Source organism: Minwuia thermotolerans, assembly GCF_002924445.1.
Lineage (GTDB): Bacteria > Pseudomonadota > Alphaproteobacteria > Minwuiales > Minwuiaceae > Minwuia > Minwuia thermotolerans.
The window spans coordinates 1-26,394 of the sequence record NZ_PIGG01000064.1 but is presented as its reverse complement, the minus strand read 5'-3'; the positions used below and the strand labels follow the sequence as shown (position 1 = coordinate 26,394).

General features: G+C 68.5%; 25 protein-coding genes. 15 read left to right on the top strand and 10 right to left on the bottom strand.

Going from position 1 to position 26,394, the window contains the following annotated elements; translation table 11 throughout:
- Positions 1–43 precede the first annotated feature (43 nt).
- From CWC60_RS17235 to CWC60_RS17185, 11 genes are all read left to right on the top strand, one after another.
- On the top strand, positions 44–2,494 hold the full coding sequence (locus CWC60_RS17235; protein ID WP_109795161.1) for a Lon protease family protein: 2,451 nt from the start codon (positions 44–46) through the stop codon (positions 2,492–2,494).
- Complete coding sequence (locus CWC60_RS17230) at positions 2,484–3,293, top strand: hypothetical protein (protein ID WP_109795160.1); 810 nt, start codon at positions 2,484–2,486, stop codon at positions 3,291–3,293. Before CWC60_RS17235 ends, CWC60_RS17230 begins: the two co-directional genes overlap by 11 nt.
- 98 nt (positions 3,294–3,391) lie before the next feature.
- Entirely contained in the window at positions 3,392–5,323 is a 1,932-nt protein-coding gene (ftsH, locus tag CWC60_RS17225) for an ATP-dependent zinc metalloprotease FtsH (RefSeq protein ID WP_164516613.1), read from the top strand.
- 71 nt (positions 5,324–5,394) lie between these two features.
- Positions 5,395–5,775: a Zn-ribbon domain-containing OB-fold protein gene (locus tag CWC60_RS17220; protein ID WP_109795159.1), complete on the top strand. Its 381-nt coding sequence runs from the start codon at positions 5,395–5,397 to the stop codon at positions 5,773–5,775.
- A gap of 16 nt (positions 5,776–5,791) precedes the next feature.
- A complete protein-coding gene (locus CWC60_RS17215) occupies positions 5,792–6,943 on the top strand; it encodes an acetyl-CoA acetyltransferase (RefSeq protein ID WP_109795158.1) in 1,152 nt (383 codons plus the stop codon).
- A gap of 78 nt (positions 6,944–7,021) precedes the next feature.
- Complete coding sequence (locus tag CWC60_RS17210; RefSeq protein WP_109795157.1) at positions 7,022–7,276, top strand: TFIIB-type zinc ribbon-containing protein; 255 nt, start codon at positions 7,022–7,024, stop codon at positions 7,274–7,276.
- Positions 7,277–7,301: 25 nt separating this feature from the next.
- On the top strand, positions 7,302–8,117 hold the full coding sequence (locus CWC60_RS17205) for an LOG family protein (RefSeq protein ID WP_109795156.1): 816 nt from the start codon (positions 7,302–7,304) through the stop codon (positions 8,115–8,117).
- 131 nt (positions 8,118–8,248) lie between these two features.
- A complete protein-coding gene (locus CWC60_RS17200) occupies positions 8,249–10,351 on the top strand; it encodes an adenylate/guanylate cyclase domain-containing protein (protein WP_164516612.1) in 2,103 nt (700 codons plus the stop codon).
- A 44-nt stretch (positions 10,352–10,395) separates the two neighbouring features.
- Positions 10,396–11,085, top strand: a complete 690-nt coding sequence (locus CWC60_RS17195; RefSeq protein WP_125182817.1) for a class I SAM-dependent methyltransferase — start codon at positions 10,396–10,398, stop codon at positions 11,083–11,085.
- The gene (locus CWC60_RS17190) at positions 11,078–12,748 is read left to right on the top strand and encodes a transporter substrate-binding domain-containing protein (RefSeq protein WP_164516611.1); all 1,671 of its coding nucleotides are present in this window, start codon (positions 11,078–11,080) and stop codon (positions 12,746–12,748) included. Before CWC60_RS17195 ends, CWC60_RS17190 begins: the two co-directional genes overlap by 8 nt.
- Positions 12,745–13,401 (top strand): hypothetical protein, encoded by a 657-nt coding sequence (locus CWC60_RS17185; RefSeq protein WP_109796436.1) that lies wholly within the window; start codon positions 12,745–12,747, stop codon positions 13,399–13,401. Before CWC60_RS17190 ends, CWC60_RS17185 begins: the two co-directional genes overlap by 4 nt.
- On the opposite strand, the gene CWC60_RS17180 is transcribed toward CWC60_RS17185, so the two are convergent.
- Both CWC60_RS17180 and CWC60_RS17175 read right to left on the bottom strand, forming a co-directional pair.
- A complete protein-coding gene (locus CWC60_RS17180; RefSeq protein WP_109795151.1) occupies positions 13,383–15,335 on the bottom strand; it encodes a protein-L-isoaspartate(D-aspartate) O-methyltransferase in 1,953 nt (650 codons plus the stop codon). The genes CWC60_RS17185 and CWC60_RS17180 overlap by 19 nt on opposite strands.
- A 53-nt stretch (positions 15,336–15,388) precedes the next feature.
- Complete coding sequence (locus CWC60_RS17175; RefSeq protein WP_109795150.1) at positions 15,389–16,051, bottom strand: hypothetical protein; 663 nt, start codon at positions 16,049–16,051, stop codon at positions 15,389–15,391.
- Positions 16,052–16,385: 334 nt separating this feature from the next.
- Between CWC60_RS17175 and CWC60_RS17170 the strand changes: the two genes are divergently transcribed.
- Positions 16,386–17,603 carry an MCT family MFS transporter gene (locus CWC60_RS17170; protein ID WP_109795149.1) on the top strand — a complete coding sequence of 406 codons (1,218 nt, stop codon included), beginning with the start codon at positions 16,386–16,388 and terminating at the stop codon, positions 17,601–17,603.
- A gap of 199 nt (positions 17,604–17,802) precedes the next feature.
- Here the strand turns inward: CWC60_RS17170 and thpD are convergent, their stop codons facing one another.
- The 8 genes from thpD to CWC60_RS17130 form a co-directional block, all read right to left on the bottom strand.
- Positions 17,803–18,714: an ectoine hydroxylase gene (thpD, locus tag CWC60_RS17165; protein WP_109795148.1), complete on the bottom strand. Its 912-nt coding sequence runs from the start codon at positions 18,712–18,714 to the stop codon at positions 17,803–17,805.
- 252 nt (positions 18,715–18,966) lie between these two features.
- A complete protein-coding gene (gene mtgA / locus CWC60_RS17160; RefSeq protein ID WP_109795147.1) occupies positions 18,967–19,668 on the bottom strand; it encodes a monofunctional biosynthetic peptidoglycan transglycosylase in 702 nt (233 codons plus the stop codon).
- Between the two features lie 27 nt (positions 19,669–19,695).
- The gene (locus CWC60_RS17155; RefSeq protein ID WP_109795146.1) at positions 19,696–20,181 is read right to left on the bottom strand and encodes an ester cyclase; all 486 of its coding nucleotides are present in this window, start codon (positions 20,179–20,181) and stop codon (positions 19,696–19,698) included.
- A gap of 27 nt (positions 20,182–20,208) precedes the next feature.
- Positions 20,209–21,447 (bottom strand): energy transducer TonB, encoded by a 1,239-nt coding sequence (locus CWC60_RS17150; protein ID WP_109795145.1) that lies wholly within the window; start codon positions 21,445–21,447, stop codon positions 20,209–20,211.
- Positions 21,444–21,845: an ExbD/TolR family protein gene (locus CWC60_RS17145; RefSeq protein WP_109795144.1), complete on the bottom strand. Its 402-nt coding sequence runs from the start codon at positions 21,843–21,845 to the stop codon at positions 21,444–21,446. Before CWC60_RS17145 ends, CWC60_RS17150 begins: the two co-directional genes overlap by 4 nt.
- On the bottom strand, positions 21,842–22,270 hold the full coding sequence (locus tag CWC60_RS17140) for an ExbD/TolR family protein (RefSeq protein WP_109795143.1): 429 nt from the start codon (positions 22,268–22,270) through the stop codon (positions 21,842–21,844). The genes CWC60_RS17145 and CWC60_RS17140 overlap by 4 nt, the downstream gene beginning before the upstream one ends.
- A complete protein-coding gene (locus CWC60_RS17135) occupies positions 22,224–22,973 on the bottom strand; it encodes a MotA/TolQ/ExbB proton channel family protein (protein ID WP_206419994.1) in 750 nt (249 codons plus the stop codon). Before CWC60_RS17135 ends, CWC60_RS17140 begins: the two co-directional genes overlap by 47 nt.
- A 36-nt stretch (positions 22,974–23,009) precedes the next feature.
- Positions 23,010–23,423 carry a Tat pathway signal sequence domain protein gene (locus CWC60_RS17130; RefSeq protein WP_109795142.1) on the bottom strand — a complete coding sequence of 138 codons (414 nt, stop codon included), beginning with the start codon at positions 23,421–23,423 and terminating at the stop codon, positions 23,010–23,012.
- A gap of 208 nt (positions 23,424–23,631) precedes the next feature.
- Here CWC60_RS17130 and CWC60_RS17125 point away from each other — a divergent pair, with 208 nt between their 5' ends.
- From CWC60_RS17125 to CWC60_RS17115, 3 genes are all read left to right on the top strand, one after another.
- Positions 23,632–24,066, top strand: a complete 435-nt coding sequence (locus tag CWC60_RS17125) for a nitroreductase family deazaflavin-dependent oxidoreductase (protein ID WP_109795141.1) — start codon at positions 23,632–23,634, stop codon at positions 24,064–24,066.
- A 72-nt stretch (positions 24,067–24,138) separates the two neighbouring features.
- Complete coding sequence (locus tag CWC60_RS23725; RefSeq protein ID WP_109795140.1) at positions 24,139–24,522, top strand: hypothetical protein; 384 nt, start codon at positions 24,139–24,141, stop codon at positions 24,520–24,522.
- Between the two features lie 227 nt (positions 24,523–24,749).
- Entirely contained in the window at positions 24,750–25,958 is a 1,209-nt protein-coding gene (locus tag CWC60_RS17115) for an MFS transporter (protein ID WP_109795139.1), read from the top strand.
- The last annotated feature ends 436 nt before the right edge of the window (positions 25,959–26,394 follow it).

Here is a 26,394-nt window from a genome sequence, read left to right as displayed (position 1 = left end):
GCTAGTCTGCATCCGACGCGCCGATGAACGAGAGGAAGCCGCAATGACTGACAACAGCGCCACGGCCGCGCCATCCGGCACAGAACTTCCGGCCGACCGGCTGCGCTGGCGCTGCGATCCGGGAACCTTCGACTTCGTTACGTCAGCCGACCTCGCGGACCCGGGTGAGCCCATCGGACAGCCGCGCGCGATCGAGGCCATCGGCTTCGCCATCGACATGGACCGGCCGAACTACAACCTGTTCGTCCACGGGCCTGAGGGCTTCGGCAAGCACGGCATCGTCACCGCCATGCTGGAGCGTCACGCCGCCGGCCGGCCGGTGCCGCCGGACCTCTGCTACATCAACAATTTCGACGACGAACGCGCGCCCATCGCCGTGCAGCTGACCGCTGGCCACGGCCGGCGGCTGAAGACCGATGTCGACGCCTTCGTCCGCGATCTGGGCAATGTGCTGCGCTCGGCCTTCGAGGGTGAGCAGTACCGCAACCGCCGCCAGACCGTCGAGGACGAGCTGAAGGAGCGCCAGGAACAGGTGCTCAAGGCGCTGGACCGCGATGCGCGGGCGGCGGGGCTGGCGCTGATGCATACCCCGATGGGCTTCGTGTTCGCGCCCATGCGCAATGGCGAGGTCATCAAACCCGAGGTCTTCGAACGGCTGACGGAAGAGGAGAAGGAGCGCGTTCAGGATGCGATCAGGCAATTCCAGGAGCGGCTCCAGCGCGACCTCCGGCAGGTGCCGGTCTGGATGAAGGAGACGCAGGAGCGCCTCCGCGAACTCAACCGGGAGACCGCGGGCTTCGCCGTCGCCCCCATGATCGGCGAACTGCGCGCGGCCTATGGCGACGTTGAGGAAGTCTCGTCCTTTCTCGACGCGGTCGAGCGGGATATCGCGCTGAATGTCGAAGCCATCCTGCAGCAACCCCAGGGCGGCGGCGAGGCGATGCTGCCCGCCGGACAGGACGGCCATCCCGTCACCCGGCGCTATCGCGTGAACCTGCTGGTCGACAATGGCGACTGCGCCGCGCCACCGGTCCTGTTCGAGGATTCGCCGGGCTTCGACCAGTTGCTGGGCCGCATCGAGCACCAGGCCCGTTTCGGCACGCTGCACACCGACTTCCTTCTGGTCCGCCCCGGGGCGCTGCACCGCGCCAACGGCGGCTATCTGATCCTCGACGTCCGTCAGGTGCTGACGCGCCCGATGGCCTGGGACGGGCTGAAGCGGGCGTTGACGGCGCGCCAGCTCCGCATCCGACCACTGGCCGACGAACTGGGCATGCTTGCCACCTCGTCGCTCGAGCCCGAGCCGGTCCCCCTGGATGTGAAGGTTGTGCTGATCGGCGACCCCCGCCTTTACGCCATGCTGTCGGCGCTGGATCCCGAATTCCCCCGCCTGTTCAAGGTCGCGGCCGAGTTCGACGACCGGATCGAACGCAACGAGGACGCCTTGGCGTCCTATGTCCGCATGCTGGCCGCGATCGCGCGACGAGAGGGTCTGAAGCCGCTGGACCGCGGCGGCATGGCGCTGGTGCTGGAGGAAGCCGTGCGCCACGCCGGCGATTCGGAGCGCCTGACCCTGCACCACGAAGCCCTCGCGGACCTGCTAAGGGAAGCCGACTACTGGGCCGGCCGGCGCAAGGATGAGGCGGTGACCGCCGACGCCGTGACGCGCGCGCTGGACGCGCGGCGGCGGCGCGGGGAACGCATCCGCGAACGCATGCTGGAACAGATCGAGCGCGGCACGATCCGCATCGAGACCGAAGGCGCGGCGACGGGCGCGATCAACGGTCTGGCGGTCTATCAGATGGGCGAGTTCTTCTTCGGCAAGCCCAGCCGCATCACCGCCCGCGTCCGTCTGGGCCGCGGCGACGTGGTCGACATCGAGCGTGAGGTCAAGCTGGGCGGCCCGACCCACTCGAAGGGCGTGCTCATCCTGACGGGTTTCCTGAGCGGCCGCTTCGGCGGTCGCCAGCCGCTGTCACTCAACGCCAGCCTCGTCTTCGAGCAATCCTATGGCGGCGTCGATGGCGACAGCGCCTCGTCCACCGAACTCTACGCCCTGTTGTCGGCGATCTCCGGCATTCCGATCCGCCAGTCGTGGGCGGTCACCGGCTCGGTCGACCAGTACGGCAACGTCCAGGCCATCGGCGGCGTGAACGAGAAGGTCGAGGGCTTCTTCGACGTCTGCAACGCGCGCGGACTGACCGGCGACCAGGGCGTCCTGATCCCGGCCAGCAACGTCAAACACCTGATGCTGCACCCGCGGGTCGTCGACGCTGTCCGCGAGGGCCGCTTTCACATCCATGCGGTCGAGCATGTCGATCAGGGAATCGAGCTCCTGACCGGGACCGCGGCCGGACAGGCCGACGACAAGGGCGTCTACCCGGAAGGCACGGTCAACAGGGCCGTCCAGGACCGCCTGAAGGAATTCAACGACATCCGCAAGGCGCTGGCGCGGTCCGCCGAGGAAGCAGAAGGAGAGCGCGATGGCGAATGACGCGCCGAAGGGCGGCAGTCTTTACCTCGCGCTGGACTGCGCCGACGCCGACCCGGAAGCCGTCGAGCAGTCCGTCCTGCTGGCCGCGCGGGAGGGCCGCGCCCTGGTGCTGGTCACGGTCGAACGCGCCGACTGGGCGTGGGCTGCGGGCCTGTCAGTGACACAGCTCGTGCGGGGCCACGACCTGAAGACCGAGGCCGTCGACGCCGGCGGCATGGAGCGCATGCTGGGCTTCTGGAGCGCCCGCACCGAAGCAGTGGTCGCCGAGCTGGCGCGGCGCCACGGCGTCGTACTCCGTCAGGAGCGGCGGCGCGGACGGCTCGACATTGTCCTCGAACAGGTCCTCGGCGCGGACGACTGGCTCAGCCTGGTGCTGCCGGCGGGCCGCGGCGAGCGGGAGGCGGAACTGGACGCGATCGCCCGCCTGGCCGGCGCCTTCGGCCATCCTCTGATGATCAGCCCGCGTCAGCGGCGCGGCCGGCGGCCGGTGCTGCTGCTCCATGGCGGGGGCGAGGCGGCGCTGGCCCGGGCGATCCTGCTCGCCTCCCTGCGACAGAGCGCGCTGAAAGTCTGGCTTCGCCCGGGCAACGCCGCGAATGCGGACGCGATCAGGCGCCAGGCCGAGGCCGCCGACGTCCCGGTGGAGATCGAAAACGTCGAGGAAGAAGGGCTTCTGGCCCGCCTGGCGGCGTTCGACGCTGCGGCCATCGTGCTGGACCGCCAAGGCGGCGCGTCCGGCGGGATCGATACCGCCAGCCTGCTGGAGGCGCGGAGGTCAGCCGATATCTGCGTCGTCTGATACAGAGGTGCAGACCGGGTTGATGCAGGTCAATGCCGGTCGTCGACCGATGGCGGATCGTTCCGCCGCGGCCGGGGAAGACACGTGGACATGATGGAATGAACGAGCAGCCGAAAGGACCGAAGCGCACGGCGATCCCGATGTTCGTCTGGGTGATGATCGGCTTCATGGTCTACGCCATGTTCCTGACCTTTCAGGGCGTCGAAAGCCGACAGGTCGCCTATTCCGAGTTCAAGTCGATGGTGAAGAAGGGCGAGGTCGCCTCGGTCACATTCACCGACCGGACCATAGAAGCCGAGTTGGCGCCGGCTGCATCCGGCCCTCTCGGCGAGACCTCCGTTCACGTAAGTTCGCACCTGCCGCCTGTCGACGACCCGGAACTTCTCGACATGCTGGAGGAGCACGGCGTGGAGGTCCGCGCCCGGGAAAGCGGCGGCGGCGCCTTGGGCTGGATCGCCGGTCTGGTGCCGTGGCTGCTGATCTTCGGCGTCTGGTATCTGCTCTGGCGGCGGATGTCCGGCGGCCTGGGCGGTCTCGGGGGCGGTTTCGGCCGCGACGGACTGGGGGATTTCCTGAAGGGACGGGCGAAAAAGGTCGAACAGACCGAGACGCCCAGTACGCGCTTCGACGACATCGCCGGCCAGGACAACGCCAAGCGCGAGGTCACGGAGCTGCTGACCTTCCTGCGCGACCCTGAGCGCTACCGGCGGCTCGGCGCGGAGATGCCGCATGGCATCCTGCTGGAGGGCCCGCCCGGTACCGGCAAGACCATGCTGGCCCGCGCGCTGGCTGGCGAGGCCGGCGTGCCATTCTACAGCACCTCGGCATCGGAGTTCATCGAGGTCTTCGTCGGCGTCGGCGCCTCCCGCGTGCGCAAGCTGTTCGAGGAAGCCAAGAAGAATGCGCCGGCGATCATCTTCATGGACGAACTCGACAGCGTCGGCCGTGTCCGCGGCGCGGGCCTGGGCGGCGGCCACGACGAGCGCGAGCAGACGCTGAACCAGATCCTCGCGGAAATGGACGGTTTCGAGGGCCACGAGGCTGTCGTGGTCATGGCGGCCACCAACCGGCCGGATGTGCTGGATCCCGCCCTGCTCCGCCCCGGCCGATTCGACCGTCATATCACGCTGGAACTGCCCGACGTCGACGCACGCGAGGCAATCCTGCGGGTGCATACGCGCAAGGTGCCGCTCGACGCCGATGTGGACCTTCAGAGCGTCGCCCGGGCGACGCCCGGCTTTTCCGGCGCGGATTTGCGCAACCTCGTCAACGAGGCGGCGATGGCGGCCGCCCGCGAAGGTTGCGAACGCGTCGCGAACAGGCATTTCGAGGAGATGCGCGACCGCATCATCATGGGCACGGTCCGCACCATGGCGATACACGAGGAGGAGAAGCACCGCCTCGCGGTCCACGAATCCGGCCACACCGCCCTCGCCTACTACCTGCCGAATACCGATCCGCTGCACAAGGTGACCATCATCCCCCGCGGCCGGGCGCTGGGCGGCACGCACCAGTTACCCGAGATCGAACGTCACACCCTGTCCGAGGAATATCTGCACGACCGGCTGGCGGTGATCCTGGGCGGCCGCGCCGCGGAAAAAGTCTTTCTCGGCAGCCTGAGTTCGGGTGCGGACGAAGACATACGCATGGCCACGCAGCTGGCCCGCGGCATGGTCGGCCGCTGGGGCATGTCGGAGGAGGTCGGCCCGGTCGACGTCCGGGAGAGCGAGGACCACCCTTTCCTCGGTCGCGAGATCGCCCAGCCGCGCCGCTTCTCCGAGGCTACCGCTGCCGCCGCGGACCACGCGGTCAAACGCTACCTGGTCGAAGCGGAAGAACGCGCGGTGGCGACGCTGGAGGGGCATCGCCGGCAGATCGAGCAGCTCGTCGACGCGCTGGAGAAGCGGGAGACGCTGGACCGCAACGAGATCGCGGTCTGCCTCGGACCGAAGGAGGTCGGCGGCAGGTCCAGACGGTCGGAGACGCCCGGCAGCCAGCAGGACGCCAGGCGGCGCGACACCGAGGACTGAAGGAAGAAGTCGAGTTGCGCCCGGCTCGCATGCGGGCCAATCTCGCTGGGTCATCCGAAGGGGAGGAATCGATGACCGCCGACCGATCGGGCGTCAAGCCCGAACAGGAGTATATCGCGCATCTGGAAGCGGGCCGTTTCATGCTGCTGCGCAGCCGCGCCAGCGGACGCTGCATGTTCTATCCGCGCGTGGCCGAGCCCGGCACCGGCGCCACCGATCTCGAATGGGTGGAGGCCTCGGGTCACGGCACCGTCTATTCGACGACGGCCGTGCAGCAGAAGCCGCCGAAGGAATCCTACAACGTCGCCCTGATCGATCTGGCCGAAGGCCCCCGCATGATGAGCCGGGTCGAAGGCGTACCCGCCGGGAAGGTGGAGATCGGCATGAAGGTGAAAGCCCGGATCACCCGGGAGAATGACCGGCCCATCGTCGTCTTCGACCCCGACTGGTGAGCGGAGGCCAGCAATCATGAACGGATTTCCCCGCGGCAAGGCCGCCATCGTCGGCAGCGCCACATACGGAATGGGCGAGGCCCCGGGCCTCTCCAGCATGGACATCGCCGTCAACGCCAGCATCGGCGCGCTGGAACAGGCAGGGATGACGCCGGCCGACGTCGACGCGCTCTATATCTGTCTGCCCGACAACATGCTTTCGGGCCTCGGCTTCGCCGAGTATCTGGGCCTCCGCCCGAAGATCACCGAAAACAACCGCACCGGCGGCTCGGCCTTTCTGACCCACCTGGCGTCGGCCTGTCTCGCGCTCGATGCGGGGCTCTGCGACGTGGCGCTGATCGCCTATGGCAGCAATCAGCGGTCCGCCGCGGGCAAGCTGGTTTCGGCGGCCGCGCCGGATCCCTGGGAAGGTCCGTACAAGCCGCGCCTGCCGGTCTCGGCCTACGCCCTGGCGGCCGCGCGTCACATGCATGAATACGGCACCACGCCGGAGCAGCTGGCGGAAGTCGCCGTCTCGGCCCGGCAATGGGCCAATCTCAATCCGGATGCTTTCATGCAGGGCGACCTCTCGGTGGACGACGTGCTGTCGGCGCGCCGGGTCTCGACCCCGCTGGGCGTTCGCGACTGCTGCCTGGTCACCGACGGCGGCGCGGCCGTGGTGCTTACCCGCGCCGACCGCGCCAAGGACCATGCGGCGAAGCCGGCCTATGTGCTGGGCGCGGCGGCGGCGACCACGCACCAGAACATCTCCCAGATGCCGGACCTCACCGTCACCGCGGCGGCCGACTCCGGCCCCCGCGCCATGGCGCAGGCGGGTGTGAAGCCCTCCGATATCGATGTGGTGGAACTCTACGACGCCTTCACCATCAACCCGATCCTGTTCATGGAGGACCTGGGCTTCTGTCCCAAGGGCGAAGGCGGCCGCTTCTTCGAGGGCGGCCGCACCGCGCCGGGCGGCGAGATTCCGGTCAACACGAACGGCGGCGGGCTGTCCTGCGTCCATCCCGGCATGTACGGCCTGTTCACCGTGGTCGAGGCCGTCGCCCAGGTGACGGGCGCCGCCGGCGTGCGTCAGGTCCCGGGGGCGAAACTGGCGCTGGCGCACGGCAATGGCGGGTTCCTCTCCAGCCAGGTCACGGCGGTGATCGGCGCCGGTGAGACACTGTAGACGGGGCCGGTTGTGGAGCCGACCCGACGCGCCCATATCCGCTGTTCCGGCAGATTCTCTAAGGACACCGAGCGCGCCATGAAGTGCCCCATCGACAACGAAACCCTTGTCATAACCGACCGCAGCGGGGTCGAGATCGATTACTGCCCCAAATGCCGCGGCGTCTGGCTGGACCGTGGCGAACTGGACAAGATCATCGAACGCGCCGCCGCGCAGATGCCGCCCGAAGCCGGCCGGCACGAACGCTCCGACAAGAGCGGCTATCCGCAGGAGCGCATGCCCTATCGCAAGAAGAAGCGCGAATCCTTCCTCAGCGAGCTGTTCGACTTCTGAGCGGCCGAAAGGAAGGGGAACGGACATGGCCAGGGATCCCGGACACAGGCTGAAGGCATACAACAATCCCGAGTTCATGAGCGGGCGGGATGCGCGCCCGCTGCGCATTCTCTCGGAATATGTCGAGCCGCTGAGCCGCTTCGAGCGGCACGAGGTCAACGACACAATCGTCTTCCTCGGCTCGGCGCGGCTGAAGGCGAAGGCCGATGCGGAACAGGCCCTGCGGGAGGCCGAAGTGGCCGGCGAGGGCCTCGACCGCGCGAGACGGGATCTGGAGATGTCGCGCTACTACGAGGCGGCGCGGGAACTGGCCGCACGCCTCACCCGCTGGTCGAAGGGCCTGGAAAGCGACGCACAGCGCTTCGTCGTCTGCACCGGCGGCGGCCCCGGCATCATGGAGGCGGCCAATCGCGGTGCCTCGGAAGCGAAGGGCGTCAATGTCGGCCTGACCATCTCCATTCCGCTGGAAGAATTCGACAACCCCTATGTCACCCGGGGCCTGGACGTGCACTTCCATTACTTCTTCATGCGGAAGTTCTGGTTTCTCTACCTGGCCAAGGCGGTACTCGTCTTTCCCGGCGGCTTCGGCACGCTCGACGAACTGTTCGAGATTCTCACCATGGTGCAGACCCGAAAGATGCGGAAACGGCTGCCCATCGTGCTGTTCGGCACCGACTACTGGGACCGCATCGTCGATTTCGACGAGCTTGCCCGCCACGGCACCATCGACGCCCGCGACGTCGAACTGATGCACCGCACCGATTCCATCGAAGACGCCTTCGAGTTCGTCACCGGAGAGCTTCTGGAATACAATCTGGACGCGCCCGGCGCGCGCCTTTGAACGCAGGATCTGTCCCGCACCGTTAACTTCGCCTTGATGCGACCCGGCCAGCATGGGGCCGAGTTGTGTCACGTTCGAACTTCGCTATTGTCGGGCGTGATTGGGGCCGCGTCGAGGGGAAGGGCCGCGTCGTGAAGAAGCTGCGGCTGAGGCCGATCATCCTGATCCTGTTCGCCGTCCTCACGGTGCCGGTCGTGGTGGCGATCGTCGCCATCAACTACATCGCCAATGACCGTACCGCGCGCGCCAACGCCCATGAACTGGTCGAACGCTTCCGGGGCGAAGCGCTTCAGAACATCCAGAACACCTTCGATCCCATCAAGTCGCTGGTGCGCAGCGCCGCCGAGGTGGGCAAGGCTTCGCCCGGCTTCTACGGTGACAACGGCTCCCTGCCCTATCTGCTGACCATCCTGCGCCACAGCGACCGCATGGTGGCCATGTATGTCGGACAGGAGGACGGCTCCTTCCGTCAGGCCCGGCGGCTGGACGCCGACGGCGGCGTGGAGGGCGACCGCGCGCCCGCCGGGACCCGTTTCGCACTGAGGTGGATGCCGCCGCTGGACGTCGACGGCCGGCGGCTGGACAATTTCGCCTATCTGGACGACACCGGCCAGCTGCTGGGCCAGGCCACCCGCGCGACTGGCTACGACCCCCGTATCCGGCCCTGGTACCGGCAGACCGTGGAGGCAGGCGGGCTCCACATCACCGACCCGACGGTGTTCGCGATCTTCGACCTGATCGGCTTCACGGTATCCGCGCCCTATCACGAGGGCGACCGCCTGCTGGGCGTGGCCGCGGTCGACATCACGCTGGACGGCCTTTCGGACTACCTGGCCGAGAACCGGATCAGCCCGGGCACGCGCAGCTATATCCTGGACCATGGCGGCCGGGTCATTGCCAATTCGGAGGGCGCGCGCACCTACGCAACCCGCGACGGACAGCTGGAAATCCGTCACGTCACCTCGCTGGAGGAGGAACTGCCCGCGATCGCCTTCAGCGCCCGTCCACGGGACGGTTCCGACAGGCTCTACACCTTCCGTCACGAGGGGCGGGAGTACGTCGCCACCCTGTCCACCCTGAAGCCCGAGTTCGGCAAGCGCTGGCAGCTCTTCATCGTCACGCCGATCCACGAATTCACCGCGGCGCTGGAGAAGAACAATATCCGCCTGCTGGCCCTGGGCCTGGGCGCCCTCGTCCTGCAGATTCTGATCATCTGGGTCTTTTCCGGCGTGGTTTCCAAGCCACTCGAACGGCTGGCGATGAAGGTCAGCGCCCTCCAGGAACCGGGCCGCAACGATTCGCCTCCGCTCGATTCCTCGATCAGGGAGGTGGCGGTGCTTTCGCGCGCCGTCGAGACCCTGGACAAGACCGTCCGGTCCTTCGCCGCCTTCGTGCCATGGGGCCTGGTGCGCCAGCTGGTGGATTCGGAGCGGAAGCTGGAACTGGGCGGCCAGAGCCGCTTCCTGACGATCTTCTTCTCGGACCTGGAATCCTTCTCCACGTTGTCCGAGGAGCTGCCCTCGCGGGAGCTGATGCTCAGGGTCTCCGCCTATCTGGAGACGGTGACACGGGCGGTGAACCGGGAAGCGGGCACGATCGACAAGTTCATCGGCGACGGGGTCATGGCCTTCTGGGGCGCGCCCAACCTGCTGGAGGATCACGCCTGGCACGCCTGCGTCGCCGCCATGCGCATCCAGCGCGAGATGGTCGCCGTGAACGAACGCTGGACGGGCAAGGACGATCGGCCGCTGAACGTCCGCATCGGCATCCACAGCGACGCGGTGCTGGTCGGCAATGTCGGCTCCGCCGAGCGCATGAGCTACACCGTCATGGGCGACGGCGTTAACGTCGCTGCGCGACTGGAGGGCATCAACAAGGTCTACGGCACCCGCGTCTGCATCAGCCACAGCGTCTTCAAGGAAGCAGGGGACCGTCTGCTGGTCCGGCCGATCGAGGACGTGGCGGTCAAGGGCCGGCGTACCACCATTCCGATCTACGAACTGCTGGGCGTGCGCGGCGCGGACGCCGAACTGGAGCCCGACGAGCGCGCCGTGACCCTGGCCGAAATGACCCGGCGGGCCTACAGCGCGCTGGTCGCCGGCGACAAGGAAGCGGCGTTGCGTCACTACAGGGAAGTGCTGGCGTCGTTCCCTGAGGATACGGTGGCCAAGCGGATGATCGCGAGCGTCGAGGCGAACATGCAGGACGCGGCCGCCCGGCCGCCCGCATGCTGAATGGGGTCAGCGGCGTCCTGCATGTCAATCGAATGGGAGATCATTTGTCAGCGAACCCCGCATTGCGTCCCAGCGAGTACACCGCGGCTCTGATCCAGGCGCTGCGCCAGCGCCGGCACGCCGTGGAAGGCGCGGACGCCCTGGAGATCGGTTTCGGCAGCGGCGTCGTGCTGGCCGCCCTCGGCGCCATGGGCGCCGGGGCGCTGTGCGGCGTGGACATCGAGGCGGAAGCGGTCGAATCGGGCGCCGCCCTGCTCCGCGATCTCGGGCTGGCAGAGGTGTCGACCCTGCATCGTGGCGACATGTGGGGGCCGGTCGCCGGCCGGCGCTTCGGTCTGATCGTGGCCAACCTGCCTCACTTTCCCATGCCGCCGGCGGAATATGGCGGACGGCGGCCGAGCTGGAGTTCCGGCGGCGCGGACGGCCGGCGCTATCTCGAGGTGTTCGTCTCGGGACTGAGCGAACATCTTGCCCCCGGCGGCCGGGCACTGCTGACCCACAACGCCTTCTCGGGGCTGGCGACCACGAGGGCCCAGGCGGAGAGCGCCGGCTTGGCGATGCGCCCGGCGCTGACCACCCTGGTCCATATCACCGAGGACAAGCTGGCCCGGATGACGGCGACGGTCCTCGCCCGCGAAGAAGGCCGCACGATCTTCCGCTACGGCCCCTATGTCTTCGGCGAAATGCTGGTGGTTGAGATCGCGCGGCCCGGGGATCTGGGCGCCGATGGCTAGCCGGCGGTTCCCGTTCATCGGCGGTCTGACCGCCCTGCTTCTGCTGCTCTGGACGGCGGGCGGGACCGCGGCGGCGGACCAGCGGCCGGACGCGGCCCTGGAGACCCTGCTTTCCGATGCCCGCGCGGAAGCCGCCCGGCCCGGCGCCTGCGCCGCCCCGGCGGCCGATTCCCTTGTCCGCATTGTCTGCGACGGCGAGATCCGCCTCGGTGTGCGGCATCACTATCCGCTGTTCGGCGAAATGACCGGCGGTGAATACAGCGGCTACGACGTCGACGTCGGCCGCGCCATCGCCGCCCGGCTCGGCGTCGGTGTCGACTACGCCAGGGTGAATGCCGCCAACCGCATCCCAATGCTGGCGGAGGACCGGATCGACCTGATCATCGCCACCATGGGCCACAACACGCCGCGCGACGGCCAGGTTCGCTTCATCCGCCCGCACTACTACCGTTCGGAAACCATCCTTGTCGGTCCGCGCGAACTGGAGGTGGAGGACTGGTCCGACATCGCGGGCCGCAGCATCTGCGTGACCATCGGCAACGGCTCCAACCAGAACATGGTTTCGCAGGGCGCGCGGCTGATGTTGTTCGACAACGCAGGCGCCCTGCCCGAGCGGCTGCAGGACGGCACCTGTGCGCTCGCCGCCCAGGACGACAGCTTCTTCGCGTACTACTTCGCCCAGCCGGCATTCGCCGCGCGCTACGATGTCAAATTCGGATTTGCTCAGGTGCCCTGGGGCATGGCGGTCGCCCGCACCGGCAGCCAGCGGCTGGGCGACGCCCTCGACCTGGTCAGTCAGATCTTCCACCGCGACGGCGTCTTTCTGCGGCTGGCGCAGGAGAACCGGATCCGTACCGTCTTTCTGGAGGCGCAGCAGGCGATCTGGAGCAGCGCCGCCTGCAATCGCGCCGGGGGCAATGACGACCCCGCCTGCGTGCTGCCGGCACTGGACGCGGCGATCGAGCCGACGGAGTTCGCCGCACGTGTCGAAGCCTTCGAGGCGTGGATGAAGGACCGCACGGGCGTCGCGCTCAGCCTCGCCATGCTGAAGACGAAGCCCGCCTGGACCCTGTTCTGGTCGGGCGTGGTCAACTCCCTGATGCTCGTCGCCGGCGCGCTGGCCGCGACGATGACATTCGCGCTGCTCATAGGCGCCATGTTCACCGCCCGCGCCGCGCCGCTCCGCTGGGCCGCGCGCGCGCTCACCATGGTGCTGCAGTCCTCGCCCATCGTGCTCACCCTGGTGATCATGGCGACCCTGGCGCACGCACTGTTCGCCTACTCCACCGCGGTGGCCCTCTGCGCCACCATCGTCGCACTCGGCCTCGCCAACGGCTGCAATGCGGGGCAGGCGATTTCCGAGGCCATGCGCACGCTGCGCGCCGAAGGCGCGGCGGACGGCGGCCTGTTCCAGCGCGCCGTGGCACTCTCGGCGACACAGATCGTCTCCTTCCTGGTGAACGCGACCAAGGGAACGCCCATCGCCGCCTTCGTCGGCGCGCCGGAACTGCTGAGCGCGCTGACCGACATCACCTCCTTCGCCAGCGGCCGGGCGACCACCTATGGCCTGCTGCTGATCTTCTACATTCTGGTGGTGATGGCCGTGATGTGGGGCTGCGGGCGGCTGCGCCTCTGGCTCGAGCGGCGGCAGGCGGCGGCATGATCCAGCTCGAAACGATCATGGACGAATTCCTGCCCCGTTTCCTCTCGGGCATGACCGTGAATTTCGAGATCGCGGCCATCGCGCTCGCCGTCGGCCTGGGGCTGGGCCTGCTCCTGGCGCTGGCGCGGCTGGGACCGGGGGCCGTGCGTGCGCCGGCGATCCTGCTGCTGGGCGTGATGCGGGCGGCGCCGACATTCGTCGTGATGTTCTTCCTGCTGAACGCCATCCCGCGCGAAGCGGTGCTGTTCGGGGTGAACGTCTCGCCGTCGGGCGTCATGACGGTAGCGCTTTCCCTGGTGCCCTATTCGGCCGCCTACATCGCCGACAACGGTGTCGAGGCATTGCGCCGGTTCAGAGCCGGATCGCGGCTGGGGGCGCTGCTCTTTCTTCCCAACGTGACCCGGGTCTTCTTCGTGCTGGTGATGTCGTCGAGCACCGGCGCCGCCATCGGCGTTCACGAGGGCATCGCGGTTATCCTGCAATTCGCCGACCGCATGCCGCATCTGGGCGACAAGCTGGTGCTGTTCGGGATCGGCGTGCTGTGTTTCGGGGCGGTGCTGCAGGGCGGCTTTGCGCTGATCAACCTGCTGCACCGGCATCTGGGCCGCAGGGTGGCGGCCGGCCTGGCGGCAGCTCAGACGCCGAAGGGATAGGTCTCCGGGACGCCCTCGAGTTCCTTCGTTTCCAGCGGCCGGACCGCGCGCGTCGTTCCGAACCAGATGTATTCGTCGAACTGCGCCGGCAGGATGGCCTGAAAGTAGTGGCTCGCCCGTTCCGTGCGCGGGCGGTAGATCACACCGATGGCGCGCTGCAACCGGGCCTCGCCGAGTTGTTCGCGCAGGGTCTCGCCGCCATAGCGGAGCGGCAGCAGGAAGGCCTCCGGACCGGCGGCATGGAACAGGCCCTCGTAGCTGTCCTCGCGGCCCGGGCGGACATCCATGACCTGCATCGCCTCGCCCCAGTCGTCGGCCGCCGCCACCGTCCCGCTGTGGGTGCCGAAGCCGATGCTGAACGCGCCGAGACCGTAGGCATCGCGGCAGAGCTCGCCGATATTGTATTCGCCGCGCGCCGACATCTCCGTCGCGGAAGCGTCCCCCACGTGGGAGTTGTGCGCCCAGATCACGGCGCGCGCGCCGGGTCCATGGAAGTCGAGGAGCTGTTCGAGCGTCTCGAACATGTGGCTGTCGCGCTGGTTCCACGACTTGTCGGGACCGGCGTACATGCCCCGGTAATAGGCCTCGGCATTGGCGATCAGCCGGGCGTTCTGCTGCGCGTCAAACAACGCTGATTCCTCCGTCAGGCCGTCTTCGATCCGCCTCTCCAGCAGGTCGCGCAGCATCTTCGCGGCCTCGTCCCGGCAGCCCTCGAAGGACTGGCTGGCGGCGGCGAGGCCATAGGCCTGCGGTTCGTGCTGCCAGGGGGTCAGGCAGCCATACCGGTTGCGCGCCACGCGCGCCGCCGCCGGATCGGTCTCATCGAGATATCTCAGCACGGCGTCGATCGAGCCGTACATGCTGTAGAGGTCGAGACCGTAGAAACCTGCACGGTCCGTCTCGGGCCGATCAGCGTTGCGCGCGCGCAGCCAGTCGACGAACTCCCGGGTTTCGGCATTGCGCCACATCCAGGTCGGAAAGCGGGCGAACGCGGTCCAGTCGGCGGCGCGTTCGCGATGGCGGACCCAGTCGTCGATACGGGCCGCGTCGGGCCAGTCGGCTTCGGCGGCCACGAAGGAAAACCCCTTCTTCTCGATCAGTTCCCGGGTGATGCGCGCCCGCATGCGGTAGAATTCGGAGGTGCCGTGGGAGGCCTCGCCGATCAGGACAACGCGCGCGTCGCCGATGCGGTCCAGAAGACCATCCAGACGGACGCTGTCGATGTCATCGATCGGTTCGGCTTCGTCGCCGATCACCCGGGTGATGCTGCGTCCGTCCTGCGGCGGACCGGGCGACGGATCCCAGCCTTCGCTGCCCACCAGCGGCACGAACCGGACGCCGCCCAGATCCTCTTCCTCGTAACCGTCCTCGCCGGTTCGCGTGATCCGCTTCAACCTCTGGACGTCCATCGCACCGCCGACAGGGATGACCAGCCGGCCGCCCACCTTCAGCTGCCGCCGCAGCGACTGCGGCACGTCGGGGCCACCGGCGGCGACCACGATCGCGTCGTAGGGCGCCCGCGCGGCATGGCCCTTCGTGCCATCGCCGGCGATGACGGTGACATTGTCATAGCCGGCCTCAGCCAATCGGAGGCGGGCCGTTTCCGCGAGGCTCTCGAAGCGCTCGATGGTGACGACCTCGCCGGCGATCTCCGCGAGTATGGCCGCCGCGTAACCCGAACCCGTGCCGACCTCGAGAACGCGCTCGCCGCCCTCAAGACCCAGGGCCTCGGTCATCAAGGCGACGATGAAGGGCTGAGATATCGTCTGCTCTTCCCCGATCGGCAGCGGCGAGTCCTCGTAGGCGAATTCAGTCATCTCCTCCGACACGAACATCTGCCTCGGCACGGCGTGGAAGGCCCGCAGAACCTGTTCGTCACGGACCCCGCGCGCGGCAATCTGGCGTTCGACCATGGTTTCGATGGCGCCGTTCATTCGTTCCTCCGTGATCTGGCGGTGAACGCGTGCTTGCGACCGGCGCGGGTCCGTTACCCGGCGTGCCGGAGCACGGTTATGGAATCCGCGTCGATGTCGGGCTCGGTATTGAACAGCCCCGCGGCATCCATCTCACCGGACACGGAAACGAGGTCGCCGACATCGACATCCTCATCGATCGCCGGGCGGTCCAGATCGCCCCCGTCGACATTCACGGCCCGTCCGCCGACGTCGACCATGAGTTCATTGCCGGATATCGCCACGACCCGTCCCGTAACCGACAGGAACTCGTCATCCGAGGCGGTGGCGATCCTGTCGAGGCCCGCCGCGGTATGGGCGCCCACGGCGTGGTCATGACGGAGACCGTCCTCACGATCGGCATAGAAATACTCGTTGAGTCGGGGGACATAGACCGAATCCGCCTCGATCGAACGGCGGTCGTAGAAGTCTTCGTCGACTTCCCCCGATACGGTCACGCGGTCACCGACCCTGAGCCAGTTCTCCGCGTCCACCTCATGCTCGTCCATCTCGACGGCGATTCCGCCTCCGCGATAGACCATGACGAAATCGTCGTCCTCGACCGATTCCACGGTCCCTGTGAGGCTGATCCATTCCTCGTCTTCACCGAGGGGCGCGCTGTTGTCGGCCGCAGCCGCCGGCGCGGCCAGCAGCGCTGCGGCGCAGCAGATGCCCAGATAACCCTTGCGATTGGTCATGGTTCATTCCTCCGCTTCGTTGCGGCGGCGGTCGCGGGGGATCGCTGGCGGCAAGGCGTCAGCATCGCGCCGTTGACCGGCGCCCTGGTTCTTCGTTGGCCCGGAAGATGAGAATGCGCCGACGCGTTGCAAGACCCGAACAGGCCGGCAGCGGCATTGTCACAGGGGCGGGAAGAAGCCGCGCATGGGCCGATGGACACGGGGCCGGGCGCCGGCATGCCTGCTGCCCGCGCCAACGTCTTCCGGTCCGCCTGCCCGACGTGCATGATCCGTCCGATGGCGCGACCGCGGCGAAGAACGCGGCGGCGCAAGCGGGGGGAGGCGCTGGGCGTTCATGACCGCCGGGCAAGCGAAATTCTTCTATGGCTGGATCGTGGTCGGCGCGGCCTTCGTCGGCACCTTCTTCGCCTTCGGCATCGCCTATTCCTTCGGCCCCTTCTTTCCCGCCATCGAAACCGCATTCCAGGCCAGCCGCTCGGACGTGGCGCTGGTGTCCGCCATCGCAGGCTGCCTGCTGTTCAGTCTCGGCGCCGCCAGCGGCCCGCTGGCCGACCGGCTGGGTCCGGCCGCAGTCGCGTCGACCGGCATGATCCTGATCGCCTGCGGCCTGCTGGCGGCCTCGCGGGCGACCGAGCTCTGGCACGTCTATCTGGCCTATGGCCTCGGCGTCGGCGTTGGCACGGGCTGCATCTACATTCCGGCGATCAGCGCCGTGCAACGCTGGTTCGTGCGCCGCCGCGGCCTGGCGTCAGGACTGGCGGTCATGGGCATCGGCGCAGGCACGCTGGTGACGCCGCCGGTGGCGAACTGGCTGATCGAACTGCAGGGCTGGCGCGGGGCGATGACCACGCTGGCTCTGGCGGTCGCGGCGATCGGCGGCCTGGCGATGCTGGCGCTGCGCCATTCGCCCGAGAAGCGCGGGCTCAATCCCGACGGCGGCCCGCCACCGGACCCCGCGGCCCCGGCAGGACCTGCCGCGACCCTGCGCGAAGCCCTGGGCGCAGGCGAATTCTGGCTGCTCGGCGCGGCGGGCATGTTCATTTCCTTCTCGCTGTTCGTGCCGCTGGTGCACATGGTTCCCTACGTGCTGGACCATGGCATGGACGAAGCGACCGGCGCATGGCTGCTCGGCGTGATCGGCGTCTCCAGCATCGCGGGGCGCTTCCTGGTGGGTGTCGTGGCCGACCGGCTGGGCCGGCTGAAAACCCTGATCGGCGTCTATATCGGGCTCGCCGTGATGCTCGCCTTCTGGCACTTCGCCCGGGAGGTCTGGACCCTGGCCCTGTTCGCCGCCGTTTTCGGCACGCTCTATGGCGGCTTCGCACCGCTGATGCCGGCGATTGTCGCCGATGTCTTCGGCGTGCGGCATCTGGGTTCGATCCTGGGCGTCAACTACTCGGGCGCCGGTCTCGGCGTGCTGCTGGGGCCGACCATGGCCGGGCTGTTGTTCGACCTCACCGGCGGCTACGGTCTCGCCATCGCCGTGGCCGTGGCGGGCATGCTTGCCGGCGCCGTCTGCCTGGCCGTCACCGCTGCGCGGCGCCGGGAATGAAACCGCGGGATTCCCGTCCTAGAACATTCCAGCTTCTGATCGCATCGTTCTCCCTCCCCCTTGATGGGGCAGGGTCGGGGAGGGGGTGAAACGGCGAATCCGAAATGACCTTCGGCCTACCCCCTCCGGCTGCCGTGCAGCCACCTCCCCCACAAGGGGGAGAAATCGGAGGGTAGATTCCATCAAGCAATGGAACGATCTAGGCAGCCTGGGCCGCCGCTTCGTCGTTGCGGGGCCGGGACGCCAGATACCAGGGCCGCGGCGCGGGCGCGGCGTATGGCGCGCGGAGCCGGTTCTCGACACTGTTGAACACCATGAAGACATTGCTGCGCGGATCGGGCGAAATGTTGTCGGCCGATCCGTGGATGGTGTTGCAGTCGAAGATCAGCACCGAGCCGCACGGGCCCAGAGGCGCGGATATGCCGCCGCGCTCCGCCAGCCATTTCAGGCTTTCCGTGTCCGGCGTGCCGATCACCTGCCGCCGCAGCGACGTCCTGTGATTATCCTCCGGCGTCTCGCCCACGCAACCGACGAAGTGTCGGTGCGAGCCGGGTATCAGCATCAGCGGGCCGTTGTGCGGTGTGTTGTCGGTCAGCAGGATCGACATGCTGACCGCGCGCATCCGGGGCATCCCGTCCTCGCAGTGCCAGGTCTCGAAATCGGAGTGCCAGAAGAACCCCGTACCGGCGAAGGCCGGCTTGTAGTTGATGCGGGACTGGTGGACATAGACGTCGCTGCCGAGGATCTGGCGCGCGGCGTCGGCCAGCCGCGGATCGTCGGCAAGCCGCGCGAAGAGGTCATCGGACTCATGAACGGCGAAGATCGAGCGGACCTCGTCGTTCTCCGGCTCCCGGATGATCTCCTCGGCCTCCGAATCACGGCCCTCCCGGCACAGCCGGTCCAGCCGCGCCCGCAGCGCCCTGACGTCGTTCGCAGGAAACAGTTCGGGAATAAACAGGAACCCGTCCCGCTCGAAGCGGTCGAGTTGCGCATCGTCGAGAGGGCCGGTCCGGCGAGCCGCGTCATGCGCATGAATCACCGGTTCGGTGCGGGGCGCGACATAGGGCTTCGAAATGCGGCGCGAGGGATACGGGTCGCGTAGTTCTTCCATTTCCAACCTCCTTTCTTGCCCCTCGATTCAACTCTGCAGTCCCGGGTCGGCGGCCCGTTTGCGACGGCCGCCGACAGGCCCTTCTTCGGGGCCGCGCTGTTCGAATGCCGACAGATCGCCCGTGGCCGTCGAAATGGCGGCTCACGGCAACCGTGGCGTTCGTGGAGTTGGGGAAAGGGCGCGGCTTTTCAACTGGCCGTGAGGCTGAGTCGCGGAAATCGCAGGACAGCGGTCACTGGCGAGTCAGCCCGTTCATTCGATGCACGCGGCGAGGGGGGCGATGTCGCGCATGCGGCGGAGCAGCACGGGCACGCGCCCGCCCGCGTGGCCCTGTCCGGGACTCCAGCCGCGCGGATTGGGCAGGATTGCAGCGATGGCGGCGGCCTCCCGCGCCGACAGGGCGGCGGCTCCCTTGCCATGATAGCGCTGTGCGGCAGCCTCGAACCCGAATGTGCCGATGCCCGTCTCAGTCACGTTCAGATAGATCTCCATGATCCGCCGCTTGCCGAGGAAAAGTTCCACCGCCGGCGTCCAGAGCGCCTCCAGCCCCTTGCGGAACCAGCCGCCGCCCGGCCACAGGAACAGGTTGCGGGTGAGTTGCATGGAGATCGTGCTGGCGCCGCGCAGGCCGCGGCCGGCGCGGGCCTCGTCGATGGCGTCGCCGATGGCCTCCCAGTCGAAGCCGGCGTGCCCGCAGAACCGGTTGTCCTCGGCCGCCAGCACCGCCAGCGGCACATGGTCCGGCAGGTCGTCCAGCGCCACCCAGCGGCGCGTCGCCCCCTCGCCTTCCAGCGCGCGTATCGCCATCAGAGGCGTCCCCGGCGGCGGCACGATACGGTAGAGCGCGCTCAGCACGACGGGGAGCAGAAGCAGGGCGACGACTGTCAGAAGAAGACGTCTCGAATACCGGCTCGCCCGGGAGCGCTTCTGCCGCGATGTGGGCGGACGGATCATCGGCTTCCCGGCGTGAAATCGCCCGGTTCAGGTCGGCGACGGGACCGCGCGGGAGGAGTCGAACACCACCGGCTCGTCGAAATCGGCGCAGAGCCAGACCCGGTAGCGGCTGATCCGGTCATCTGCGAGATCGAAGAAGCTGAACACGTCGCCGGAGATATCGCGGCCGGTCGGCGCGCGGCCGAGCCACGGCCCGACATGCTTTCCGCTGAAGGACCACCACGCCATCACCTCGTTGTCGCCGGCGACGATCCGTTCGATGACCAGTTCAAGCTCGCCGACATTGCGCCGGAAGCCCACGACGTGCGCCACCAGCCCCTCGCGGCCAGGCGGCCCGCCGAACGCCTGGTTGGCCTCGTCGACCATGTCGGGCTGGGCCAGTTCCTCGATGAGTTCGAGCCGGCCCTTCGCGGCAACCTCCAGAAGGTAGGTTTCCATCAGTTGTCTGGGTGTGCGTTTCATGCCGGCCATCATGCGCCGCGCGGGGCGACAGGACAACTGCGCGGCCTGCATGACCTGCCGACCGGGGCCGGAAGGGCCTCAGCGCAGGGAGAAAACGATGGGAACGACCAGTTCCAGCCGGCTCTGGCGCATCGAGTCGGGAATCGCCGGCAGCGGCTGGGCGCGTTCGATCATGGCGCGGACCTCCCGGTCCAGGGCCTCGTGGCCGGAGCTCTCCTCGATCCGGAAGTCCAGCACCCGCCCGTCGCGGGACATGACGAAGAAGAGCGTCGCCGTCCCCTCCTGCCGTCGCCGCTGTGCCCGGCGCGGATACTCCTTGTGCCGCTCCAGCCAGGCCTGCAGCTGCGCCAGGAAGTCGGCGCGCTCTCCCGGCGAGCCGCCGCCCTCGGCGCCCGGTCCGTAGCCGGTCTCGGACTCGGCCTTGGAACCGGCGCGGCCGCCCGAGCCCGGCGGGACGGCCCGTCTGCCGGCGTCTCCGCCGCCGGGCGGCGCGGTTGCCGCAGGCGCCGCGGCGATCTCGGTTCCGCCTTCCGGTACCTCGACAGGCTCGACCGTCCGTTCGGGCGCCGATAACGCCGGAGGCGAGGGTGGCGGCGGCGCCCGGTCTTCGCGCGGTGGCTCCGGTCTGGTGCTCCGGGGTTCCGGATCGGTCCGGGCCGGCCGTACGGGCGGCGGCGGCGGGGCCGCAACGGCCGCTTCCGTCGCCTCGCGTACCGGGAGTTCGTCCTCAGCCACTTCCGCTTCGGCAGCGTCCACGGTCACCGGCTCGGCAGCCAGTGAGGGCTCGGATGGCGAGGCCGTGAGAGATTCTGCGCCCGGAGGGAGCGGTTCGGCCAACCGCGTTTCGGTCTGAGTGGCCTGTTGGGGCGTCGTCTCCGCGGCCGCCGCCGTCGCTTCCCGGGCCTGAACCTCCGCTGGCGGCGCTTCCACAGGCGCTTCCGCTGTCACAGGCGCCGCCGCTGCCGGCCGGACCGCCTTCGCCACGACATCCTTCGCGGTTTCCATCGTCACGGGCTCGGCTTCCGCCGAACGCACGGTCTCGGTCTCGGCCGCCGCGACCTCCTGCGCCGTCTCCGCTTCCGCCGTTCTCGCGCTCTCGGCAGCGGCGGCCTCGGCCTCGGCAAGCGCAGGATCGCCCGCGGCATCGGCGCCGGGCGGCGCACCTGCAGCCGCCAGACCCACCGCCACGCCGGCCGCACCGTAGCTCTGCGCGCCCAAGGTCGGGGGCTGCCAGACAAGCACAACAGCCGCGCCGACATGAATCAGCAGGGCGGCCGCCAGAGCCAGAACCCAGGTGGGGCGGCGGATTCCGGTCATCGTCCGGCCGGCACCGTGAGGAGGTACAGATTGCCGACGCCGGCGTCGCGCAGGACTTCCATGACCTGCACGACGCGCACCGCCTCGGCGTCGGCATCGGCCTTCAGCCGGACCCGGCGCGGCTCGCGGCCCAGTCGTTCGGCCAGTTCGGCCTCGCTCACCATCGCACCGTCCAGCGCCAGCCGCCCGTCCGCCGCGACCAGGATCAGCATCTCCTCGGCGGCCGGGTCGCCGCCGCTCGCCGATTCCGGCGGCGCGATCTCGAACGGATCGGCGGCGGTCAGACGGCCTGCGAGCATGAAGAAGATCAGCAGCAGGAAGACGACGTTGATCAGCGGCATGATCCGGTCATCGTCATTGCGCGGCCGCGCCCTGTTTCGCGCCGGCAGACGGCTCATCGCCCGCCCGCCCGGTTGAGCGAGAGGTTCGCCGCGCCGGCGACGGCCAGACGGTCGAGGACACGGATCGTGTCCTGCAGCGACACGCCAGCCGCGGGACGGACGATCACGCTCTGGTCGGGCATTTTCGCGAGACGCGCTTCGACGCGCCCCGCCAGCGTCTCCAGATCGAGCCGTTCGCCCGAAAGCCGCAGACCGTCGGGCCGCACATCGACCAGCATCGCGCCTTCCAGCGGCGTGCCCGCGCCGGCCCGCGCGGGCGGCGTCAGGTCGATGGCGCGCCAGTCCAGGAAGGACGACGCCAGCATGAAGAAGACAAGCAGGATGAAGACGACGTCGATCAGGGGCGTCAGGCTGATCAGCGGCCGGCGTCGCCCGCTAATCGCCGCCGTGAGCGACGGCGGGGCGGTAGCCTTCGCCGGCATGGCGCGCCTCCTGTTCGGAAACCGGGGACAGTTCGCGGGTGAACAGCCGGGTGATCGCGCTGTCCAACTCGTGGGCCAGACGCTCGACGCGCCGTTCCAGCCAGTTCAGCGCGACGACCGCGGGGATGGCGACCGCGAGACCCACGGCGGTGGTCAGCAGAGCCTCCCAGATGCCGCCCGACAATATCGACGGATCGACCTGGTTGCCGGCGGTCTCGAGCTGGCGGAACGCCTCGATCATGCCGAGCACGGTGCCGAACAGGCCCAGCAGCGGCGCCAGCGAGGCGATCACCTCCAGCGGCCTGAGCCAGCTTCTGAAAGCCTCCAGCACGTCGCCGCCCCGGCGCATGGCTTCCTCCCGCACCTCGCCGGCCGGCAGGTCGCGCCGAAGGCCCTGCATCGCTGCGGCGACAATCCCGGCGAGCGGTCCGCGCGCGCTCTGCAGGAGAGTCAGCGCCTCCCCCTTGCGGCCCGATTGCCACAGAGTCAGCGCGCGGTGGGCGCGCGGCGTCTCGCCGGACCGCAGATCGCGGAACTGCCAGAGCTTGGCGAGCACGATCGCCAGCGCCGCCACCGACATGGCCAGCAGCAGGGCGACCACGGGCCCGCCGGCCTGCAGCGTTTCGAGAAACTGTGTCATGCCCGACGCGGGCGCCGCCGGCCCCGTCAGCACCGCGCCTGCCTGTTCGCCTTCCCGGTTCAACGGAAATACGCCTCCATGCCTGCCCTCCGCCGGCAGCTACTTGATGAATTCGAGGCCGCCGCGGGCCGAAGTCTCGACGAAATCCATGCATCCATCGCGCGCGCCCGTACCATCGTCGCAGGCCAGCACCTCGTTGAGCAGCACGCGCCCCACCTGGCCGCAGGCCAGGCCCGCCACGTCGAAGACCTTCAGGCTGGTCTTGCCGGCCGGGAGCGGCGCAACCTCCAGCGCCAGCCGTTCGGCGACGATCCCTTCCCTGTCGAACATCACCAGGTCCAGCTTCAGACTCTCGAAGGCCGTCGGGGTCCCGTTCTCGATGACGATGTAGGCGCGGCAGGCGCCGTCGCGCGGCTCCAGCTTGTTGAGTTCCAGCCCCAGCCGCTCGGCCGCCGCGGCCGCGCCGCCCGCCAAGGCCAGAGCGGCCAATGCGATCATCAGGATGCGAAACATCGGAACCTCGATTGCTGACCCCCGGACACACCGCGCGAGCAGCCAGCACCCGCTCGCGCAGCCACATCAATAATGACTATGACTCTCAATCGCAATAACTGCCATTCGAATGACAGTACGGAAAGGGAGCGACTGACAGTACGGAAAGGGAGCGACTGGCATTTCGTCCGGGCAAGGTCCACGCTGCCCGCCGCACAAGGAGGATTGCATGACGAAATACATACCACCCGCGATCGACTGGGTCCGGGAGCAGGTCGAACTCTACGAGAGCAGCGGTGGGACCGAAGGGACGACGCTGCGCGACTCCGGCCTGCCCTGCATCATCGTCACCCACAGGGGCAACAGGACAGGCGCCATCCGGAAGATCCCGCTGATGCGGGTCAAGGCCGGCGACGGCTACGTGCTGATCGGCTCCTATGGCGGCCGGCCGAAGGATCCCGTCTGGGTCCACAATCTCCGGGCCCATCCGGATGTCGAGATCCGCGACCGCACCGAAGTGTTCCCGATGCGCGTGCGAGAAGTGCCCGAAGGGCCGGAACGCGACCGGCTGTGGAGTGCCGGTGTGGAGGCCTTCCCGCCCTATGCCGAGTACCAGGCGAAGACCTCGCGGCTGATCCCGGTGTTCGTCGCCGAACCGGCCTGAAGGGGCCATCGTTGTACCGTCCGGTTCCGGCCCGCCTTTCCACCATCACGCCGTGCCGGTAGGATACTGGCAATGCTCGGGTTCCTGGAACTGTTCGGCGCCTCGCGTCCGGTCCAAAGACTTGATAGCGCCCTGCGCGCCGTCGGCGTGCACCCGCGCCTGGTGCCGGGCGCGGTGAAGCTCGCCACGATACGCCAGCTCGAGACGACCCGGAGCAAAGACGGCCCGGACGAAGCGTCATGCGCACATGCGGCCGAGCTGTTCGGCTATCTGATGCACGGTCGGGGCGTGTTCGCCGAAGACAACGGCGCCGGCGCCGCGGCGGGCGTCGAAGACCGCATCGCAGCGGCGGTCGGCGCCGGCACGGGCCCGGACGCCCGACTCATCCTGCTCGCCCTGCATGCCGGCATCGTCGCGCCGGAGGTGGTCGAGCACTATCAACTCGAAATCGATTGAAGCGGCGGCGGCGCTCACCGCGCCCTCGGCGGTCTGATGAGAGTGCCCGCCCCTGACAGGGACATCGGAGCCGCAATCGGGGAACCTCGGCAAGCGTCCAGGGAAGACATGCTTTCCCGAACGGCGGACTGCCCGCACGATCGCCAACCGGTCGGGGACTGATCGATTTCCGGAACAAGGGCGCTATCTGTCGGGGGACGACCGGCGCGAGGGGGAGGAATAGCGCGATGACGGCAACCGGCGAGCGGGCAGTGACACCGCGGATCCTGCCGCTCCTGATGCTGCTGTTCGCAGTCGGCGACCTGTCGACCTCGCTGCTGGTGCCAAGTCTGCCCGGCATCGCCCGCGAGTTCGGCACGCCCGACGTCACCGCCCAGCTCGCGATCTCGGGCTTCGCCATGGCGTTCGGCCTCTGCCAGTTGCTGATGGGGCCGCTCTCCGACGCTTTCGGCCGGCGGCCGGTGCTGATCGGTGGCCTGGTGCTGTTCGGCGCCGGCTCCGTGCTGGCGGCGCTCGCCCCCGGCATCGAAACGCTGATCGCCGGCCGCGTCGTCCAGGGCGCCGGCGCCAGCGCCGGCTACGTGCTGGCCCGGGCGGTGGTGCGCGACATAGCGACCGATGACCGCCAGACCGCCCGGATGATGGCGCCGCTTTTCATCGCCAACGGCTCGATGATGATCTGCGGCCCGTTGATCGGCGAGGCGCTGATGCCCCATGGCGGCTGGCGGGCCGCGATTCTCGCCGGGCTGCTGGTCGCCGGCATCGCCTGTGTCTGGGTGGTCTCGAGCTTCCGCGAGACGTTGCAGGAGCGGATGACGACCGGGCTGAACCCGATTCGCATGGCCCGGACCTATACCGGCCTGTTCGTGCACGGGCGCTATTTCGCCTACCTGATAACGCATTGCTGCGCCTATGGCGCGACCTACACCTTCGTCGCCAACGCACCGTTCATCGACCTGGCGAACGGCCAGGCCGGGCCACTCGGCGTCGGCATCAGCGTCGGCGTGGTGATGGCCGGCTTCCTGACCGGGCTGATGATCGCCCGCCGGCTGGCGGCGTCGATCGGCGTGCCCCAGGGCGCGCACTATTTCGTCATCGCCTCGATCGTTCCGCTGCTGGTGCAGATCGCGCTCTATCAGACGGGGCTGCTGCACCAGTACGCCTATCTGGCGCTGGAATTCCTGATCGTCGCGCTGGTCGGCGGCATGGCGCCGTTCACCGCCGCCGGCGTGGTGATCGAGGCGCCGGGCCGCGCCGGATCGGGCGCAGCGCTGCTCGGCGCCTCCCAGATGCTGACCGCTGCAGGCGTGATTGTCGTCGTCGGTTTCCTGAACGACGGCACCATGCTGCCGCTGGCGCTGATGCAGGCCGCGCTGCTGGTCGCCGCGGTGGCCGGCTTCCGCCTGACCTACGGGCCGATCCCGAAGACGGCGTAGCGCCGCCGGTCTCCGCCGGGGCGTGGTGTGGTCGTGGGTTCGCGGGAGACGGGGTGGTGGCGTCGGCAGTCTCCACGGTACGGCTCTCGTGCATCGCTACCCTGTTTACAGGGAAGAACAGGGAAATTTCGTCTTTTTCGGCCCCGGCGGGGCGCTTTCGGTTGCCGCAACCCCCTGAAATCCGGTTCCTTTTCGCGCGATTTCCCTGTGACCAGGAACAGGGAATTGGCGTCCCGGAACAGGGAGCCGGAACCGGCGAGCAGGGAATCCGACACCGAATGCAGGGAACCGCGCGCCAGGAGCAGCGAATTCCCCAGGGAAATCCCCCAGGCGCCGGTTCCAACGCGCTTCGGACCAGCGCCATTGATCAGGCCATGCACGGGCGCTTCAGAGCGGCGCTGGCTTTGACAGACCTTGGGCGCAAGGCGCTGCACGA

Excerpts from the sequence above, each read along its gene's own strand:
- CWC60_RS17235 (WP_109795161.1), top strand. The coding sequence starts at position 44 with ATGACTGACAACAGCGCCACGGCCGCGCCATCCGGCACAGAACTTCCG.
- CWC60_RS17145 (WP_109795144.1), bottom strand. The coding sequence starts at position 21,845 with ATGAGCCGTCTGCCGGCGCGAAACAGGGCGCGGCCGCGCAATGACGAT.
- CWC60_RS17185 (WP_109796436.1), top strand. The coding sequence starts at position 12,745 with ATGATCCAGCTCGAAACGATCATGGACGAATTCCTGCCCCGTTTCCTC.
- CWC60_RS17130 (WP_109795142.1), bottom strand. The coding sequence starts at position 23,423 with ATGTTTCGCATCCTGATGATCGCATTGGCCGCTCTGGCCTTGGCGGGC.
- CWC60_RS23725 (WP_109795140.1), top strand. The coding sequence starts at position 24,139 with ATGCTCGGGTTCCTGGAACTGTTCGGCGCCTCGCGTCCGGTCCAAAGA.
- CWC60_RS17180 (WP_109795151.1), bottom strand. The coding sequence starts at position 15,335 with ATGAACGGCGCCATCGAAACCATGGTCGAACGCCAGATTGCCGCGCGC.
- mtgA (WP_109795147.1), bottom strand. The coding sequence starts at position 19,668 with ATGATCCGTCCGCCCACATCGCGGCAGAAGCGCTCCCGGGCGAGCCGG.
- CWC60_RS17205 (WP_109795156.1), top strand. The coding sequence starts at position 7,302 with ATGGCCAGGGATCCCGGACACAGGCTGAAGGCATACAACAATCCCGAG.
- CWC60_RS17215 (WP_109795158.1), top strand. The coding sequence starts at position 5,792 with ATGAACGGATTTCCCCGCGGCAAGGCCGCCATCGTCGGCAGCGCCACA.
- ftsH (WP_164516613.1), top strand. The coding sequence starts at position 3,392 with ATGAACGAGCAGCCGAAAGGACCGAAGCGCACGGCGATCCCGATGTTC.
- CWC60_RS17230 (WP_109795160.1), top strand. The coding sequence starts at position 2,484 with ATGGCGAATGACGCGCCGAAGGGCGGCAGTCTTTACCTCGCGCTGGAC.
- CWC60_RS17125 (WP_109795141.1), top strand. The coding sequence starts at position 23,632 with ATGACGAAATACATACCACCCGCGATCGACTGGGTCCGGGAGCAGGTC.
- CWC60_RS17140 (WP_109795143.1), bottom strand. The coding sequence starts at position 22,270 with ATGCCGGCGAAGGCTACCGCCCCGCCGTCGCTCACGGCGGCGATTAGC.
- CWC60_RS17175 (WP_109795150.1), bottom strand. The coding sequence starts at position 16,051 with ATGACCAATCGCAAGGGTTATCTGGGCATCTGCTGCGCCGCAGCGCTG.
- CWC60_RS17220 (WP_109795159.1), top strand. The coding sequence starts at position 5,395 with ATGACCGCCGACCGATCGGGCGTCAAGCCCGAACAGGAGTATATCGCG.
- CWC60_RS17150 (WP_109795145.1), bottom strand. The coding sequence starts at position 21,447 with ATGACCGGAATCCGCCGCCCCACCTGGGTTCTGGCTCTGGCGGCCGCC.
- CWC60_RS17210 (WP_109795157.1), top strand. The coding sequence starts at position 7,022 with ATGAAGTGCCCCATCGACAACGAAACCCTTGTCATAACCGACCGCAGC.
- CWC60_RS17115 (WP_109795139.1), top strand. The coding sequence starts at position 24,750 with ATGACGGCAACCGGCGAGCGGGCAGTGACACCGCGGATCCTGCCGCTC.
- CWC60_RS17155 (WP_109795146.1), bottom strand. The coding sequence starts at position 20,181 with ATGCAGGCCGCGCAGTTGTCCTGTCGCCCCGCGCGGCGCATGATGGCC.
- CWC60_RS17190 (WP_164516611.1), top strand. The coding sequence starts at position 11,078 with ATGGCTAGCCGGCGGTTCCCGTTCATCGGCGGTCTGACCGCCCTGCTT.
- CWC60_RS17170 (WP_109795149.1), top strand. The coding sequence starts at position 16,386 with ATGACCGCCGGGCAAGCGAAATTCTTCTATGGCTGGATCGTGGTCGGC.
- thpD (WP_109795148.1), bottom strand. The coding sequence starts at position 18,714 with ATGGAAGAACTACGCGACCCGTATCCCTCGCGCCGCATTTCGAAGCCC.